This is a genomic window from Azospirillum brasilense, from assembly GCF_007827815.1.
GTDB lineage: Bacteria > Pseudomonadota > Alphaproteobacteria > Azospirillales > Azospirillaceae > Azospirillum > Azospirillum brasilense_C.
In genome coordinates this window covers 156,347-174,113 of record NZ_VITH01000010.1, presented here as the reverse complement: position 1 = coordinate 174,113, position 17,767 = coordinate 156,347, and the positions used below count along the sequence as shown (strand labels likewise).

At 69.7% G+C, this 17,767-nt stretch carries 7 protein-coding genes; 4 read left to right on the top strand and 3 right to left on the bottom strand.

What is annotated here, in order from left to right; all coding sequences use genetic code 11:
• Positions 1-6 precede the first annotated feature (6 nt).
• Entirely contained in the window at positions 7-2,448 is a 2,442-nt protein-coding gene (locus FBZ83_RS21005) for a glycoside hydrolase family 2 protein (RefSeq protein ID WP_186466151.1), read from the top strand.
• Positions 2,445-4,277: an alpha/beta fold hydrolase gene (locus FBZ83_RS21000; protein ID WP_186466150.1), complete on the top strand. Its 1,833-nt coding sequence runs from the start codon at positions 2,445-2,447 to the stop codon at positions 4,275-4,277. Before FBZ83_RS21005 ends, FBZ83_RS21000 begins: the two co-directional genes overlap by 4 nt.
• On the opposite strand, the gene FBZ83_RS20995 is transcribed toward FBZ83_RS21000, so the two are convergent.
• The 3 genes from FBZ83_RS20995 to FBZ83_RS20985 form a co-directional block, all read right to left on the bottom strand.
• The gene (locus tag FBZ83_RS20995; protein WP_145688022.1) at positions 4,246-4,932 is read right to left on the bottom strand and encodes a phage tail protein; all 687 of its coding nucleotides are present in this window, start codon (positions 4,930-4,932) and stop codon (positions 4,246-4,248) included. The two genes, FBZ83_RS21000 and FBZ83_RS20995, sit on opposite strands and share 32 nt — an antisense overlap.
• 75 nt (positions 4,933-5,007) lie before the next feature.
• The gene (locus tag FBZ83_RS20990) at positions 5,008-5,328 is read right to left on the bottom strand and encodes a DUF6916 family protein (RefSeq protein WP_145688012.1); all 321 of its coding nucleotides are present in this window, start codon (positions 5,326-5,328) and stop codon (positions 5,008-5,010) included.
• A 110-nt stretch (positions 5,329-5,438) separates the two neighbouring features.
• Positions 5,439-6,110 carry a phage tail protein gene (locus FBZ83_RS20985; protein WP_145687997.1) on the bottom strand — a complete coding sequence of 224 codons (672 nt, stop codon included), beginning with the start codon at positions 6,108-6,110 and terminating at the stop codon, positions 5,439-5,441.
• Between the two features lie 423 nt (positions 6,111-6,533).
• On the opposite strand from FBZ83_RS20985, the gene FBZ83_RS20980 reads away from it, so the two are divergent.
• Together FBZ83_RS20980 and FBZ83_RS20975 are read left to right on the top strand one after the other, a co-directional pair.
• Positions 6,534-7,103 carry a GNAT family N-acetyltransferase gene (locus tag FBZ83_RS20980; RefSeq protein WP_145687984.1) on the top strand — a complete coding sequence of 190 codons (570 nt, stop codon included), beginning with the start codon at positions 6,534-6,536 and terminating at the stop codon, positions 7,101-7,103.
• 502 nt (positions 7,104-7,605) lie between these two features.
• Positions 7,606-17,757 carry a DUF4347 domain-containing protein gene (locus FBZ83_RS20975; protein WP_186466149.1) on the top strand — a complete coding sequence of 3,384 codons (10,152 nt, stop codon included), beginning with the start codon at positions 7,606-7,608 and terminating at the stop codon, positions 17,755-17,757.
• Positions 17,758-17,767: the final 10 nt, after the last annotated feature.

Below are 17,767 nucleotides of genomic sequence, written 5' to 3'. Positions count from 1 at the left end.
CGGAGGATGGCGCGCCTCCACGCCGTGACGGGCCGCTGCGTGACGCCCCTGTCCGAGGGCTGGGAACTGTGCGTGACCGAGCCGGGAGCGGTGCCCGGCGGCGACTGGCTGCCCGCCCCGGTGCCGGGCACCGTCGCCCAGGCGCTGCGCGCGGCCGGGCTCTACCGGCTGGGTGATCCGCTGCCCCTGCACGACCGCGACGTCTGGTACCGGTTGCGGCTGACCGGTGAGGTGGCCTGCACGCTGCGCTTCCACGGCCTCGCCACCGTCACGGAGGTCTGGCTGGACGGAAAGCGCATCCTGTCCAGCGACAGCATGTTCCAGAGCCACGACGTTCCGGTGACGCTGTGCGGGACGCACGCGCTGCGCCTCGTCTTCCGCGCCCTGAACCCGGTGCTGAAGGGACGAAATGGGCGCGGGCGCTGGCCGGTCCGGCTGGCCGAGCCGGCGGGTCTGCGCGCCGTGCGGACGACGCTGCTGGGGCACATGCCCGGCTGGTGCCCGCCCGTGCCGGTGGTCGGCCCCTGGCGCCCGGTGGAGCTGATCACGGAGGATGGACCGTTGCGCGTCCGCTCGGCGGACCTGCGGGCCACGCTGGAGGGGCGGGACGGGCGCCTGTCCCTGACGCTGGCGGCGGATTGGGGCGGCTCCGCTCGGCCGCCGGGCTGGCTGGAGGTGGGAGAGGCGCGCGCTCCGCTCCGCTGGACCGGGCAGGGGGAGCTGAGCGGTGAACTCCGTCTGCCGGAGATCGAGCCCTGGTGGCCGCACAGCCACGGCAAGCCGACGCTCCACGCCGTGCGCGCGTCGGTCGGCGACGCGCGCGTCGGCCTCGGTCGCACCGGCTTCCGCCGCATCGAGCGCGAGCCCGGCGACGGCTTCGCCCTGCGCATCAACGGGGAGCGGGTTTTCTGCCGCGGCGCCTGCTGGAGCAGCCCGGACATTGTGGCCCTGCCGGGAACGCGGGACGCCTACGCTCCCTGGCTGGAGCTGGCACGGCAGGCCGGCATGACCATGCTGCGGGTGCCGGGCATCGCCGCCTACGAGGCGGATGCCTTCTTCGACCTGTGCGACGCGATGGGGATCCTCGTCTGGCAGGACTTCATGTTCGCCAATTTCGACTATCCGGCCGACGAGCCGTTCCTCGACGGCGTGCGGCAAGAGGCGGCGCAATTCCTCGACCGGGTCCAGGCGTCGCCGTCACTGGCCGTGCTGTGCGGCGGCAGCGAGGCGGAGCAGCAGGCGGCCATGCTCGGCCTGCCGCGCGAGCGCTGGAGCCAACCGCTGTTCGACACCGTCCTGCGCGACGAGGCGGAACGGGGGCGGCCCGACGTGCCCTACATCGCCAACTCCCCGACCGGCGGGCCGCTGCCCTTCGCCGCCGACGCGGGGGTGACCCATTACTACGGAGTCGGCGCCTATCTCCGCCCGCTGGAGGACGCGCGCCGGGCGAATGTTCGCTTCGCCTCCGAGTGCCTCGCCTTTGCCAACATGCCGGCCGCCGGGGCGCTGCCCGGCGTGCCGGCGGTCCACGACCCGCGCTGGAAGGCGCGCGTGCCGCGCGACCCCGGCGCCCCGTGGGATTTCGAGGATGTGCGGGACCATTACTTGCGGACGCTGCACGGCGGCGATCCCATGATCCTGCGCTATGAGGACCCCGACCGCTACGCGCGGCTGTCGCGCGCCGTGACCGGTGAGGTCATGGAGGCCGTCTTCGCGGAATGGCGGCGTGCCGGTTCCTCCTGCGCGGGCGGGCTGGTCTGGATGTTCCAGGACGTCTGGCCGGGGGCCGGCTGGGGCGTGGTCGATTCCGCGGGCGTGCCGAAGGCGGCGTGGTACGCGCTGCACCGCGCCTTCCGGCCGGTGCAGGTGCTGCTGACCGACGAGGGGGTGAACGGGCTGGCGATCCACTTGCTGAACGAGACGGCGGAACCTGTGGAGGCGGTGCTGACCCTGACTGCCCTGCGGCGGGGCGAGGTCCCGGTGCTGCGGGCCGAGCGCTCGCTCACCCTGCCGCCGCGCAGCGCCCACGCCATGCCGGCGTCGTCTCTCGCCGACCGCTTCATCGATCTGACCGGTGCTTACCGGTTCGGTCCGCCCACCCACGACTCGGTGGTGGCGGCGCTGTCCGACCCGCGGTCCGGAGCGCTGGTGGCGGACGCCTTCCACTTTCTCCAAGGCGGGCGGATGGAGCGCGCGGAGCTGGGCCTCGGCGCCCGCGTGGAGCGAACGGACGAGGGCTGGGCGCTGATCCTGTCGAGCCGGCGCCTCGCCCGTTCCGTCCACATCGAGGATGACGGGTTTCGGGGGGAGGAGGAGTGGTTCCATCTGCCGCCGGGGAAGGAACGTCGGTTGCGGTTGATCCAGCGCCATCCCGGTGCCGCGGTGCCCGATGGCGAGGTCCATGCGTTGAACGGTCTGGACCCGACGCGCTACCGGTGGACCGCATGACACCCGATCGGCTCACATCCGACCCTGCCGCACCCGTTCTGTTCGAGGGCTGTTTCGGCTGGCTGCACCCGGCCGCCGGGCGGCGCGGCGTCGTGCTGTGCGCGCCCTATGGCAGTGAGGCGCTGGCCACCCATCGGCCGTGGCGCGGCTTTGCGCAGGCTCTGGCCGCGGCGGGGCTGCCGGTTCTGCGTTTCGATTATCCCGGCACCGGAAACAGCGCCGGCGCCGAGGACGATCCGGCCCGGCTGGAGGCGTGGCTCGACGGCATCCGCGCCGCCGCCGACCACCTGCGCGCCGTGGCTGGGGTGGAGGAGGTGACCCTGGTGGGGTTGCGGCTTGGCGGGCTGCTCGCCGCGGCGGCGGCGCGCCGGGCGGCGGCGGACGCCCTGGTCCTGCTCTCCCCCTTTCCTTCAGGCCGCGCCTTCCTGCAGGAATTGCGGGCGGTGGCTCTGCTTGCCGACCGGCCGGCGGGCGCCCCGCCGGCGGTGGGGCCGGAGGGGATCGACAGCGCCGGCTTCCGCCTGACCCTGGAGACGGCGGAGGCGTTGCGTGGGCTCGATCTTGTGCGGCTGACCGAGGTCCCAGCGCCGCGCGTGCTGATCCTCGACCGACCGGAGGGCCGCGCCGCCGCCGTGGCGGAGCGGTTCCGCGCGCTGGGCGCCGCCGTGGAGGAGGCGCCCTTCCCGGATCACGCGCGGCTGATGACCAGCGTCCAGAACGCCGCTTCGGACTGTTCGGCCTTCGCGCGGACGGCGGCTTGGCTGTCGTCGGATCCAGCGTCCACCGGAACGGCCTCGACCGTGCATCCGCCCGAACCCCGGTTGCGCCTTGCCGGCGCGGTGGAGCGCCCGCTCCGCTTCGGTGCCGGCGCGGGTCTGTTCGGCATCCTCTGCGAACCCGACACCGCGACCCCCGCCGGCCGTCCCGCCGTGCTTCTGCTGAACAGCGGCGCCACGCCGCACAGCGGTACCGGGCGCATGTCGGTGCGGCTGGCCCGCCGGCTGGCGGCGCGGGGGATCGCGTCGCTGCGGATGGACCTGGGCGGGCTGGGGGACAGCGCGTCGAAACCGGGGCGCCGCGACGGGCTGATCTATTGCCGCGACATGGTGGAGGATGCGCAGGCCGGGTTGGGCGCGCTGGCGGCGGCGGGGCATGGCGCCGCCGTGGCCGTGGGGCTGTGCGCCGGGGCGGCGGTGGCGCTGCGCGTCGCGCTGGCCGACCCGCGGGTCGTGGGGCTGGCGCTGGTCAATCCAGGCCGCTTCGCGCTGGGGGACGGAGTGACGCAGGAGGAGGCCATCGGGAGCGCGGTGAAGCCGGCCGCCGCCTATCTGCCCCGGCTGACCGAGCCGGCGGTGTGGCGGGCCATCCTGCGCCAGGATCGCAAGGCGTCGCGCGTCGCCCGTGGCCTGTCGGAGCGCGCGGCCCGCCGCCTGCGCATCGGGGCGGGGCGGTTGCGCGCCGGGCTGACGGGGCGCGGCTACGCCCGCGACGATGTGCTCCACGCCTTCCAGGCGTTGGCCGACCGCGGAGTCCGCACGCTGATGGTGCACAGCGCGGGCGATGTGACGCTGGGCGAGCTGGAGGCGCAGGCCGGGACGGACGGCGGACGGTTGCGCCGGATGGGCGGGCTGTGGATGGAGCGCCTCGCCGGGGCCGATCACAGCCTGATGGAGCGCGCCGCGCGGGAGCGCTTCGCCGATCTTCTGGACGAGTTGCTGGACCGCATCGGCACGGGGGCGGCCGATGCCCTGCGGGGAAGGGGCCCCGGCCCACCGGAAGGGACCGGGGCGCTCCGCGTCAATCACGCGACGGGAAATAGCCCAGCATGAAGATGAAGAAGAACAGCGACTGGTAGGGCTGCAGGTTGTTGAGGGCGACCGGGGTTGAGACGACGCCGCCGCCCGGGCTCACCGCCACGGTGGCGCCTGTGGGGCCGCCGCTGACCGTGCCCTGCGAGGAGAGCGCGCCCGTCAGCGAGCTTCCGGTCGGCGGCGTCGGCAGGCTGGAGGCCGGGATGTAGGGGCCGTCGACGCTCACGTCGGTGCTCGGGTCGACGAACTGGCCACCCAGCACCGCGGGAATGGCGGACGGGATGTTGCCGGTGCCGACCGCCGGGTTCAGCGGAACGGTGACCGTCGCGTTGAACGGGACGGTGCCGCCCGCGCTGCCACCCTGGAAGGCGGCCCCGTGGGTGTGCATCGGCAGATTGTTGCCGATGATCGTCGTGTACTGCTTCCCGCCCGCGTAGCCGTTGATGAGCGTGGTGCTGGTGTAGGGGCTGGTCCCCGGCCCCACCATCACGCGGCCGCGCAGGTCCGGCAGGTTGAACGTCGAGTTGTCCTTCGCGCTGCCGAAGGCCCCGGCCGTGATCGCCCACAGGGCTTGGAACTGCGCCGAGTTGACCGCTTGTCCCAGGCATTGTTGCGTGTTTACGGGGGCGAAGCTGCCGGCGAATGGAAAGACGGATCCTATGTAGAAATCCATGGCGAAATCTCCGGTGGAATCGATGCGCTGGGACGGACGGTGCACGATGGTGTGCGAAGGAACCGGCGGCCGGACTCAGTTCAGGACCAGCTCGAAGCAGCCCCGCCCGGGGTCGCGCGGAATGATCCGCACGATGTAGAAGGGGCCCAGCAATCCCATCGTCGGATGGTCGATCTGGAAATAGCCGTTCCACAGCTGGCTGGTGCCGTAGGTTTCGAACAGAGCCGAAAAGGACGTGCGTTTTGCCCAGCGCGGCGTGCATTCCGGCCGCGGCGTCAGCTTCGTCAGTTCGACCTCCGTGATCACGGACCCGTCCTCCGGGGCCACGAAACGGAACGTCTGGCCGAGATGCGGAGCGAACATCTCGTGGGAGATGGAGGCGATGTCGATGGTCATCTCAAAGGTCCGGGCTCAGGGTCTTGAAGTGCGGCGGTCGTTCCGGGCGTGCAAAGCCAAAACGCCGCATCCGTCCATCCGGTGGTCGACGATCGGGGAGTGATCCCGGATCAGTCGCGCATCGGGAAGATGCCGCTGGTGACGATCAGCATGGTCAAAGCCAGATAGGGCTGCATGTTGTTCACCGGAGTCGGGGCGGTGACGCCGCCGCCCGCAGAAATGCTGACCGTGCCCGTCAGTCCGCCCATCGTGACGGTGCCGGTGGCCGAACCGACCAGGGCCGAACCGTTCGGCGCGGTGCCGGAGCTGTAGGGACCCTCCAGCTCGATGCCGGCGCCGACGGTGTCGTTGAGCCGGAGGGCGCCGAGATAGTTGTTGCCGCCCGCCGGGGTGCTGCTGGCGCCGACGACGGTGCTCACCGGGATGGCCGCGGCGGCGGTGACGGTCGCGCTGGTGCTGCTGCCGACCGGCGAGAAGGTCGCGGCGTGGATGTGCGCCGGCAGATTCTGCTGGGTGAGCGTGTTGTTCGCGACGCCGCCGAAGTTCCCCGGGTTGAGCGTCTGGTTGTTGAGGTAGGGGCTGGTGCCCGAACCGACCATCACGCGGCCGCGCAGGTCCGGCAGGTTGAAGTTGGTCGTGCCGTTGCCGCCGTACATCGCGCCGGTGACCGCGAACAGGGCTTGGTTCTGGCCGACCTGCATCTGCTGGCCCAGGCACTGGGCCGTGTACTGGGGGGCATAGGCGCCGGTGAACGGGAAAACCAGGCCGAGGTAGACTTCCATGACGACACCTCCTGTTTTATGAAACCGGTTGCGGCGGCCTTCGGCCAGCGTCTCACCAACGACGCGCCACGCCGCCGAATGTGATGGAAAACATACCGACATATTCTCCTAATAGGCTAAGGCGCGAGCAATAGGCGATACAAAATGACATTTTTCCGGTTACAATCATTGTAATAAAACCCTTCGGTTGCATATTGCCGTATGCATTTGCCAGCCATCGAATCGGCGGTGGAGCGCCGACGGTGTCGAGCCGTTGCGGAACATGGTCGCTGGGCCGCGCGCGCCGGGCAGGCGCGCGCGGCGGGGGCGGACGACTCGTTCAGCCATCGTCGCGCCGATGGTCCATGGTGGCGATTCTTGCGTCGGGACCGCATCTTCAGCTATTCAGGGCGCACGCTTGTGCTACCGGAAGGGGTGTGGCCGATGGCTGCTCTGAATGGGTCGCTGCCGCTGCTTGGCGGATTGACGGTGCGGTTCCCCCGCCCATCGGACGAGGATTTCCTGATGGGCCTGTTCATGGACGCGCGCCCCTGGCTGGCCAAGGCGCACCATGACCGTGACTTCATCCGGACGCTTTACGAACAGCAGTACAGCGCCCGGCGCATGGGGCAGGAATCCCGCTATCCGGAGCATCTGGATTTCGTCGTCGAGAAGACGGGCCAGCCGGTGGGGCGGATCGTCATGGATCTCGGCCGCTACGACTGGCGCGTGTCGGAGGTGGAGATCCACCGTCTGGCCCGCGGCAAGGGCATCGGCACCGATCTGCTGCGCAGCTTCCAAGGGACCGCGGCACAAATGCGCATGCCGATCACCTTGTCGGTGGCCGAGGTGGAGACCCGCGTCCACTGGTTTTACCATCGGCTCGGCTTCGATCTTCTGGCGAAGACGTCGCCGTCCCTGGAACTGATCTGGCTTCCGCCCGGTCATCCGGGAATCCGGCATCTGCCGCCGCAGATTCTGCCGGCCCAGATGCAGCAGGGCGGAGCGTCCTGACGCTGGTTCCTTGGTGACGCGGTCAGACAGTCCGCGTCCTCAGTGGCGAGCACCGGCATGGTCACGGCGTTCCGGACCTGTGACATCGGTGTGCGGTGTTTTGCACGCAAATGGTTGACGCCGCCAAGCCGTGCGCTCGCCAGGGGAGAAAGCGCGGCGTGAAAAGCATACCAACATATGCTTTCGTTTCAGCAATGAAATAGAGTTCGCTGTACAGAAACAAATGCGTCGATTTATGACGCTCTCCTCTCCCCAATGACGCGAATCGATGCAAATCGGTCGCCTCTTTTGCTGTCTTTATAGACACACGCGCTGTCAACCACTGCGAAAAGGTGGTACTCTTCCGCAAGCTATTCACTTTTTGGTGACTGCCTTCGGCTTACGGTCGGGCGGTGTCGCGTATGGCGGGAGACGGATGATGGCGCGCAAGCGTGGTTCGAACGGCAACGGTGAGACTGGGCGGCCCGGCAAGACGCATAAGCCGTCCTCATCGATGTTCGCGATGGCTCTCGAGCCGCGCTTCATGTTCGACGCTGCGGGTGCCGCCACCGCCGCGGAGGTCCATCATCAACCCGACCAGCCCGCGCCGGGCGACAAGGGCGCCGGCAAAGCCACCGATGCCGACAAGCTGGCCGATTGGGCCGTCAAGGAGTCGACCGTTCCCGCCGCGGCGTCGCCTCCGGCGGCCTCCGCCCCGTCGCTCACCGAGCCCGCGGCGGTGACGGCGCGGCTCGCCGGGCTCCAGGGACCGGCCCGGTCGGTGGTGTTCGTCGACACCAGCGTGTCCGACTACCAGACGCTGCTCAAGGACATCGCGCCCGATGCCAAGGTCGTCCTGCTCGACCCCCAGCAGGAGGCGCTCGGCCAGATGGCGAAGGCGCTGTCGGGGATGTCCGGCCTTGATTCCGTCCAGGTCGTCAGCCACGGCAACGAGGGCCATCTCTACATCGCCGGCCGCGCCTATTGGGCGGACGGCTTGGCGAATCGCGCCCAGGATCTCCAGGCGATCGGCGCCGCGCTGAAGCCCGGCGGCGATCTTCTTTTCTACGCCTGCAATGTGGGCGCCGGTCAGGCGGGGCAGGAGTTCGTCCAGACGATCCATCGGCTCACCGGGGCCGACGTGGCGGTGTCCAGCGACGAGACCGGCAACGCCGCCGGCCAGAACTGGTCGCTGGAGGTGCAAAGCGGGGCCATCGAGGCGGCGACTCCCTTCGCCCGCGCGTCCATGGAGACCTTCAGCGGCCGGCTGGGAACCGTTGTCGTCACCTCGGCAACCGGAACGACGGCGGGATCGTTGAACCATGCGATCACGAACGCGGCCGCCGGGGACGTGATCGAGTTCAGCTCGACGCTGGTGTCCAGCAAGATTTCCCTGGGCGTCACGACAAGTCTCCTGACAGCGGCGGCTCAGAACTTCACGATCAACGGCGACGTGGACGGCGACGGTATCGCCGACATCACGATCTCCGGCGCCAACACCGGCACCGTGCCCGCAACGACGGACTACCGGGGCATCCTCTTCAATGCGGCCGGCAAGACGTTGACGGTCAAGAACGTGATTATGGAGCGCTTTTATTCGGGCTCCGCCCTGCAGGGCCCGCTGACGGTGCAGAACGGGTCGCTCGAAGTGGATGGCGCGACCTTCAAGGACAACCTGAACAACGTCATCGTCACGACCACCGCGTCCACATCCGTGACGATCAAAAACTCGGTTTTTCGCGACAACACAGGTGTGGTGGTCGGTACGGCGGGCTTCGCGGTCGTCCGCACGCAGGTGAACGACACGCTGACGATCGAGAACAGTCTGTTTGCAGACAACAGCTACGTCATGAACATGGGCTCGAATTCGGCTCTCTATCCGGGCTCCATTATTGCGCAAACGCACAACACCGCTGCCTATACGGTAAACATACGCAACGTCACCATTGTCAACAACAGCTATGTTAACAATGATGCCGGCGCTACCAGTGTCAAGACGTCGGGCATCGGCACCTATTCCGGTGCATCGGCAACCGTGAACGTTTACAACACGATCATTGCGGGGAATTCCGGTAGCCTTGGCGGGACGAGTTTTGCCGATCCGAACGCCATCATTTACAACAGTGACAAGATCACTCTGAACGCAGGCAACAATTATCAGGGCGCCATCACCGGCAACGCGATCTTTGTCGACTCCACCAACGCCACAAAGAGCCTGCGCGATTATCGTCCGGCCTCGACCGCGACGACCTTCATCAACGCCGGCGATAGTAGCAACGCGAACCGCTACGGCGGCAGCTACGACATCCGCGGAATCGACCGCATCCGTGATGGTGCCCTCGACCTCGGCGCTTACGAGGTGCATTGGAACGCGGGCGATCCGACCGTCGACCTGAACGGGGCGGGCGCCGGCACAGGGGAGTCCGTCAGCACCTCCACCCCCGCTTCCGGCGTGCTGATCGCTCCAAACGCCGTTCTGGCCCAGACGGACAGCGACACCCGCCTGCTCGGCGCCACCATCGCCCTGTCCGGCACGTCGGACGGCGGCGCGGAAGTGCTGAGCATGCTGGCGGCCTCCGTGGCGACGGCCAAGACCTACGGCATCAGTGTCACCGGCAACGATACGTCGACGATCACCCTGCGGGGCGCCGCCAGCGTGGCGGGTTACCAGGCGGTGATCCAACTCATCCAGTACAAGAACACCGCCGGCAGCGCCACGGCGGGCACCCGCACCGCGACGGTCACCGTCAACGACGGCGAAACGACCAGCACCGCGCGGACCAGTTCCATCACCCTTGGGGGGGGCTCACCCTCCAACGGTGCACCGGTGAACAGCGTGGTGCCGAATGTGAGCGGCACGGCGACGGTGGGCAACGCCCTGAGCGGTGGGACCGGCACCTGGACCGACCCGGACGGCGACTCGCTGACCTACACTTACCAGTGGTATCGGGCGGACGACACCAACGGGACCAACGCCGCCTCGATCAGCGGGGCGACGAGCGCCAGCTACACGCTGACGACGTCCGACGCGCACAAGTACCTGCGCGTGGCGGTGATCGCCAACGACGGCAACTCCAACGCAACGACCGCCTATTCCGCCTACACCGAGATCACCAACAGTACACCAGTGAACAGCGTGGTTCCCAGCGTGAGCGGCACCGCGACGGTCGGCAACGCGCTGTCGACCACCAACGGCACCTGGAGCGACGCGGACGGCGACAACCAGACCTATACCTACCAGTGGTACCGGGCGGACGACACCAACGGCACCAACGCGGCCTCGATCAGCGGGGCGACCAGCTCAAGCTACACGCTGGCGGCGGGTGACCTGAACAAGTACCTGCGTGTGGTGGTGACGGCCAACGACGGCAAGGGCGGCACCCAGACGGCGACGTCGGTGTACTCGTCGCAGGTGACGGCGGCGGGCAACGGCGCGCCGGTGAACACGGTTGTTCCGACCGTGTCTGGGACGGCGACGGTGGGCAATGCGTTGACCCGGGGGAACGGCACCTGGACCGACCCCGACGGCGACTCGCTGACCTACACCTACCAGTGGTACCGGGCCGACGATACCAACGGGACCAACGCGGCCTCGATCAGCGGGGCGACGGGCGCCAGCTACACGCTGACGACGTCCGACGCGCACAAGTACCTGCGCGTGGCGGTGATCGCCAACGACGGCAACTCCAACGCAACGACCGCCTATTCCGCCTACACCGAGATCACCAACAGTACACCAGTGAACAGCGCGGTGCCCAGCGTGAGCGGCACGGCGACGGTCGGCAACGCTCTGTCGACCACGAACGGCACCTGGAGCGACGCGGATGGCGACAACCAGACCTACACCTACCAGTGGTACCGGGCGGATGATACCAACGGCACCAACGCGGCCTCGATCAGCGGGGCGACCAGCTCAAGCTACACGCTGGCGGCGGGTGACCTGAACAAGTACCTGCGTGTGGTGGTGACGGCCAACGACGGCAAGGGCGGCACCCAGACGGCGACGTCGGTGTACTCGTCGCAGGTGACGGCGGCGGGCAACGGCGCGCCGGTGAACACGGTTGCTCCGACCGTGTCTGGGACGGCGACGGTGGGCAACGCGTTGACCCGGGGGAACGGCACCTGGACCGACCCCGACGGCGACTCGCTGACCTACACCTACCAGTGGTACCGGGCGGACGACACCAACGGGACCAACGCAGCCTCGATCAGCGGAGCGACGGGCGCCAGCTACACGCTGACGACGTCGGACGCGCACAAGTACCTGCGCGTGGCGGTGGTTGCCAACGACGGCAACTCCAACACGACGACCGCCTATTCCACCTATACGGCGATCCTGAACAGCGCGCCGGTGAACAGCGCGGTGCCCAGCGTGAGCGGCACGGCGACGGTCGGCAACGCGCTGTCGACCACCAACGGCACCTGGAGCGACGCGGACGGCGATGGTCGGAGCTTCACCTACCAATGGTATCGGGCCGACGACACCAACGGGACCAACGCCGCGTCGATCAGCGGGGCGACCAGCTCGAACTACACGCTGACCACGTCGGACGCTCACAAGTACCTGCGCGTCGTGGTGATGGCCAACGACGGCAAGGGCGGCACGCAGACGGCGACGTCGGCCTACACCGAGATCACCAACAGCGCGCCGGTGAACAGCGCGGTGCCCAGCGTGAGCGGCACCGCGACGGTGGGCAACGCGCTGTCGACCACGAACGGCACCTGGAGCGACGCGGACGGCGACAACCAGACCTACACCTACCAGTGGTACCGGGCGGATGATACCAACGGCACCAACGCGGCCTCGATCAGCGGGGCGACCAGCTCAAGCTACACGCTGGCGGCGGGTGACCTGAACAAGTACCTGCGTGTGGTGGTGACGGCGAACGACGGCAAGGGCGGCACCCAGACGGCGACGTCGGTGTACTCGTCGCAGGTGACGGCGGCGGGCAACGGCGCGCCGGTGAACACGGTTGCTCCGACCGTGTCTGGGACGGCGACGGTGGGCAACGCGTTGACCCGGGGGAACGGCACCTGGACCGACCCCGACGGCGACTCGCTGACCTACACCTACCAGTGGTACCGGGCGGACGACACCAACGGCACCAACGCAGCCTCGATCAGCGGAGCGACGGGCGCCAGCTACACGCTGACGACGTCCGACGCGCACAAGTACCTGCGCGTGGCGGTGATCGCCAACGACGGCAACTCCAACACGACGACCGCCTATTCCGCCTACACCGCGATCACCAACAGCGCGCCAGTGAACAGCGTGGTTCCCAGCGTGAGCGGCACGGCGACGGTCGGCAACGCTCTCAGCACGACGAACGGCACCTGGAGCGACGCGGACGGCGATGGTCGGAGCTTCACCTACCAATGGTACCGGGCAGACGACACCAACGGGACCAACGCCGCGTCGATCAGCGGAGCGACCAGCTCGAACTACACGCTGACCACGTCGGACGCGCACAAATACCTGCGCGTCGTGGTGACGGCGAACGACGGCAAGGGCGGCACCCAGACGGCGACCTCGGCCTACACCGAGATCACCAACAGCGCGCCGGTGAACAGCGCGGTGCCCAGCGTGAGCGGCACCGCGACGGTGGGCAACGCGCTGTCGACCACCAACGGCACCTGGAGCGACGCGGACGGTGATGGTCGCAGCTTCACCTACCAATGGTATCGGGCTGACGACACCAACGGCACCAACGCCGCCTCGATCAGCGGGGCGACCAGCTCGAACTACACGCTGACCACGTCGGACGCGCACAAATACCTGCGCGTCGTGGTGACGGCCAACGACGGCAAGGGCGGCACGCAGACGGCGACCTCGGCCTACACCGAGATCACCAACAGTGCGCCGGTGAACAGCGCGGTGCCCAACGTGAGCGGCACCGCGACGGTCGGCAACGCTCTCAGCACGACGAACGGCACCTGGAGCGACGCGGACGGTGACGGTCGCAGCTTCACCTACCAGTGGTACCGCGCCGACGACACCAACGGCACCAACGCCGCCTCGATCAGCGGGGCGACCAGCTCGAACTACACGCTGACGACGTCGGACGCGCACAAGTACCTGCGCGTCGTGGTGACGGCCAACGACGGCAAGGGCGGCACCCAGACGGCGACCTCGGCCTACACCGAGATCACCAACAGCGTGCCGGTGAACAGCGCGGTGCCCAGCGTGAGCGGCACGGCGACGGTGGGCAACGCGCTGTCGACCACGAACGGCACCTGGAGCGACGCGGACGGCGACGGCCGGAGCTTCACCTACCAGTGGTACCGGGCGGACGACACCAACGGCACCAACGCCGCCTCGATCAGCGGGGCGACCAGCTCGAACTACACCCTGACCACGTCCGATGCGCACAAATATCTGCGCGTCGTGGTGACGGCCAACGACGGCAAGGGCGGCACGCAGACGGCCCCGTCGACGTACACGGCGATCCTGAACAGCGCGCCGGTGCTGAGCACCGACGCGCGCAGCCTGACCACCATCGACGAGGATGCCACCGGCAACAACGGCGACACCGTGGCCTCCATCCTGGCCTCCGCCGGCACCGCCACGGATGTCGACGGCAATGCCCTGGGCATCGCGATCACCGCGACCGACACCGCCAACGGCACGTGGCAGTACAAGACCGGGGCCGGGAGCTGGACCGCCATCACCGGCGTCTCGGGCACGTCGGCCCTGCTGCTCGCCAGCACCGACCGTGTGCGCTTCGTGCCGAACACCGATTACAACGGATCGGTCGCCAACGGCATTACCTTCAAGGCGTGGGATCAGACCAGCGGTACGGCTGGGACCACGGTCGGCAACGACACCACCGCGAACGGCGGGCAGGGGGCGGGCCGTCAGTTCAGCACCAACAGCGCCACGGCGGGGCTCGCCGTGAGCGCGGTAAACGACGCTCCCGTGCTGACCGACACCGTCCTGACCCTGCCCAGCGTTGCCCAGGCCGCGGGTGCGCCCAACGGCGCCGTCGGCGTGGCCGTGTCGTCCCTGGTGGCGCTCGGCGCCAACGTGACCGATGTGGACAGCGGCGCCGTCACCGGCATCGCGCTGGTTGGCGTGGACGTGTCGGAAGGCGGCACTTGGTTCTACAGCACCGACGGCGGCTCCAGCTGGACCGCCGTCGGCACGGTGAACGACAGCGGGAACGCGCTTCTGTTGCGCACGACCGACCGGCTCTACTATCAGCCGACGGGTGCCAACGCGGGCATCCTCAGCGCGGCGATCACCTTCCGCGCCTGGGACCGGAGCAGCGGCACCGCCGGGACCAAGGTGGCGACGGCGGGCGGCGGCGGGACCTCGGCCTTCTCCACGGCCACGGACACCGCCAGCCTCGCGATCACCCCGGCGGCCCTGGCGAACACCTTGAGCCTCGCCCCCGGCTCGGACACGGGCATCAGCAATTCCGACAACATCACCAAGGCGAGCAGCGTTACCTTCGACGGCAGTGGCGCCAACGCCAACACGACCGTGCGGCTCTACGCCAACGGTTCGCTGCTGGCGACCGCCACCGCCGACGCGTCGGGCGTCTACAGCTTCACCGGCGTCGACGTGTCCGGGTTCAACGGTGCGGTTGACTTCACCGTGCGCCAAGCGATCGCCGGGATGGAGAGCACCGATTCCGCCACGCGGACCGTCACTTTCGACCGCACGGCGCCGACCGTCGCGATCACCGCGGTGACGGGCGACAATGTGCTGAACGCCGCGGAAAGCGCGGTGCCCCAGACGGTGGCCGGCACCACGACCGGGGTCGAGGACGGCCAGACGGTCACGGTGACGCTGAACGGCAAGACCTACAGCGCGACGGTGACCAACAACGCCTGGAGCCTCGCCATCCCCTCCGCCGACCTGCAGGGCCTGACGGACGGCGGCACATACGCCATCACCGCCGATCTGACGGACGTGGCGGGCAACGCCGCAGTCCAGGCGACGCGCAGCATCCTGGTCGACCGCACCACGCCGCTTCTCGCCATCGCCACCGTGGCGGGCGACAATGTGCTGAACGCGGCGGACAGCGCCGTGGGGCAGACGGTGTCGGGCGTCACCAACGGTGTCGAGGACGGTCAGACGGTCACGGTAACGCTGAACGGCAAGACCTACAGCACGACGGTGACCAGCAACCGCTGGAGCCTGACCGTCCCGTCCGCCGACCTGCTGGCGCTGACCGACGGCGCCAGCTACACCATCACCGCAAGCCTCAGCGACTCGGCGGGCAACCCGATCCAGGCGACGCGCAACGTGTCGGTGGACCGCACGCCGCCGTCGGTGGTCAGCGTCACGCCTCCGCCGGCGCGGACCTATCTGCCGGGCGATACGGTGAGCTTCTTCGTGCAGCTCAGCGAAGCGTCGATCATCAACGGCGGCGCTCCGGTTCTCGAGCTGGCGGTGGGCAGCGAGATCCGCAACGCCGCCTACAACGCGGCGGGCAGCACCGCCACGCTGCTGCGGTTCGACTACGTCGTTCCGGTCGGCGACCGCGCGCCGCAGGGCATCGCGGTGCTGGGGCTGGCGCTGAACGGCTCCATCGTGACGGACGCGGCCCAGGGGCCGCTGGTGACGACCCTGAAGGGGGTGGGCGACACCAGCCAAGTGCGCATCGACACCCCGATCCCGGCGAAGCCCGTCGGGACGGCGCTGAGCGGCCTGTCCGACTCCGGCGCGTCGGCGACGGACCGGCTGACCAACGTGACGAGGCCGACTCTGTCCGGCACCGCCGAGCCGAACGCCACGGTCACCGTGCTGGTGGACGGCAAGGCGGTTGGAACCACGGTGGCCGACGAGAACGGCTTCTGGGTCCATCGCCTCCAGACGGCGCTGACCGACGGGACCCACAACGTCACGACCACGGCGACCAACCGGTTCGGCATCGTCAGCGATCCGTCCGACGCGCTGGTCGTGGTGATCGACACCGCGGTGCCGGTGACGCCCGCGCCGTCGGTGACCAGCGCCACCGTCGCCGGTGCCACGGCGGGCGAGCGCATCTCCGGGATCGCGACGCCGACCCTCGCCGGAACGACGGAGGCCGGCAGCACGGTCAGCCTGCTGGTCGACGGCAAGGTTGCCGGAACGGCGGTCGCCGACGCCAACGGCGCCTGGACCTTCCAGTTCACGGCGGCGTTGGCCGACGGCACGCACAGCCTCCAGGTGCAGGCCACCGATCGGGCGGGCAACGTCAGCAGCCTGTCGGCGGCCACCACCCTGACCATCGACACCACGCCGCCGGCCGCCCCGACGGTCACCCTGAACACCACCGCCGGCAGCACGCCGGTCGTGCAGGGCACCGCCGAGGCGAACAGCCTGATCAGCGTGACGATCAACGGGCAGGCGGTCGGCACCGCGCGCGCCGGCGCGACTGGTTCGTGGCAGCTGGCGCTGGCCGCTGACCTGAGCGTCGGCAGCTATGTGATCTCGGCCAAGGCGAGTGACGCCGTGGGCAACACCGGCAACGCCGGCACGACCACCTATTCGGTCGCGCCTCCTCCGCCACCGCCGGTTGTGGTGGTCGCCGCCTCCACCGGGAACACGACGACGGCGGCGTCCTCGTCCAACTCCGCGGTGGGAGCGGCGACCGGGACGGGGGTAACGCAGACGACCGGTCCGACTCTGGGCACCGCGCCGACCCTGCCCGGCCTGCAGACGAGCAGCGACGCGGGCCGCGTCATCACCAGCTCGTCGATCAGCAGCGGGGGCGCCGCCGGCAACGGGAACAGCAGCACGGACGCCGGGCGTTCGATCACCATCGGCGCCATCGGCAACTCGACCAGCAGCGATGCCGGGCGTTCGATCACCATCTCGGCGATGGGCGGGGCGCCCTCCGGCGGCGGCACGGCGAGTTCGTCCAGCGGGGTTCTGGGCGGCGGCACCGGCGGAGCGAGCAATTCGGGGTTGAGCGGTGTCGTCAGCGGCGGCGGCGGCCTCGGGGGCGCTCTGGGCGGCGGCGTTGGTGGCGGTTCGACTCTGGGTGGGTCAAGCCTGGGCGGCTCGGGTTTGGGCAATTCGGGCCTGGGCGGCGCCGCTGCGGGCGGGCTCGGCGCCGGTCCGGGTGCCGGCTCCGGCGGCGCGTTCGGCGGTCCGGCGGGTGGCGTTTCGGGCGCTGGCCTTGGCACCGGCGGGCCGGCGCCGGGTGGACCGGCGGCCGGCGGCGCGGCGACGGGCGCCGGAACGGGCAACGGCGGTCTGAACGGCGGCGTCGGCCAAGGCGGCGTCGGCGGCCCGGGCAGCGCGGCCGGAGCGGCCTCCGGCGGTGCTCCTGGCGGCCCCGCGGCCCCGGGCGGTCCCGGCACCGCGGCCGGTGGGCTGGGCAGCGCCCCGGGCAACCGGCCCGGCGGCCAGACGGGCCCCAGCTCCACCATCGAGAACGCGCCGGGCAACCGGCCCGCCAACTCGGCTGCCCCGCAAGGTCGGTCGCAGGGGCAAGGCCAGCCGCAGGGGCAGCCGCCGGCCGGCGACGCGCCGTCGGGCGGTGACCCCGGCTCCGCTCCGCCGGCGCCGGACGGGCAGGCGCCGGCTCCCGGTCCGCGCGCCGACCTCGACGGGACCTCGTTGGCTCGCCCGGCCTTCTCCCGTCAGGTCGCCCAGATCCATGGCGCCGCCGACGCCCAGAGCGCGGCGTTGCTCGCCGCGCTCACCACGCATGTTCCTCCGGGAAGCCGGGCGGCCTAGCGCCGTCCGC

Excerpts from the sequence above, each read along its gene's own strand:
- FBZ83_RS21000 (WP_186466150.1), top strand. The coding sequence starts at position 2,445 with ATGACACCCGATCGGCTCACATCCGACCCTGCCGCACCCGTTCTGTTC.
- FBZ83_RS20990 (WP_145688012.1), bottom strand. The coding sequence starts at position 5,328 with ATGACCATCGACATCGCCTCCATCTCCCACGAGATGTTCGCTCCGCAT.
- FBZ83_RS21005 (WP_186466151.1), top strand. The coding sequence starts at position 7 with ATGGCGCGCCTCCACGCCGTGACGGGCCGCTGCGTGACGCCCCTGTCC.
- FBZ83_RS20975 (WP_186466149.1), top strand. The coding sequence starts at position 7,606 with ATGGCTCTCGAGCCGCGCTTCATGTTCGACGCTGCGGGTGCCGCCACC.
- FBZ83_RS20980 (WP_145687984.1), top strand. The coding sequence starts at position 6,534 with ATGGCTGCTCTGAATGGGTCGCTGCCGCTGCTTGGCGGATTGACGGTG.
- FBZ83_RS20995 (WP_145688022.1), bottom strand. The coding sequence starts at position 4,932 with ATGGATTTCTACATAGGATCCGTCTTTCCATTCGCCGGCAGCTTCGCC.
- FBZ83_RS20985 (WP_145687997.1), bottom strand. The coding sequence starts at position 6,110 with ATGGAAGTCTACCTCGGCCTGGTTTTCCCGTTCACCGGCGCCTATGCC.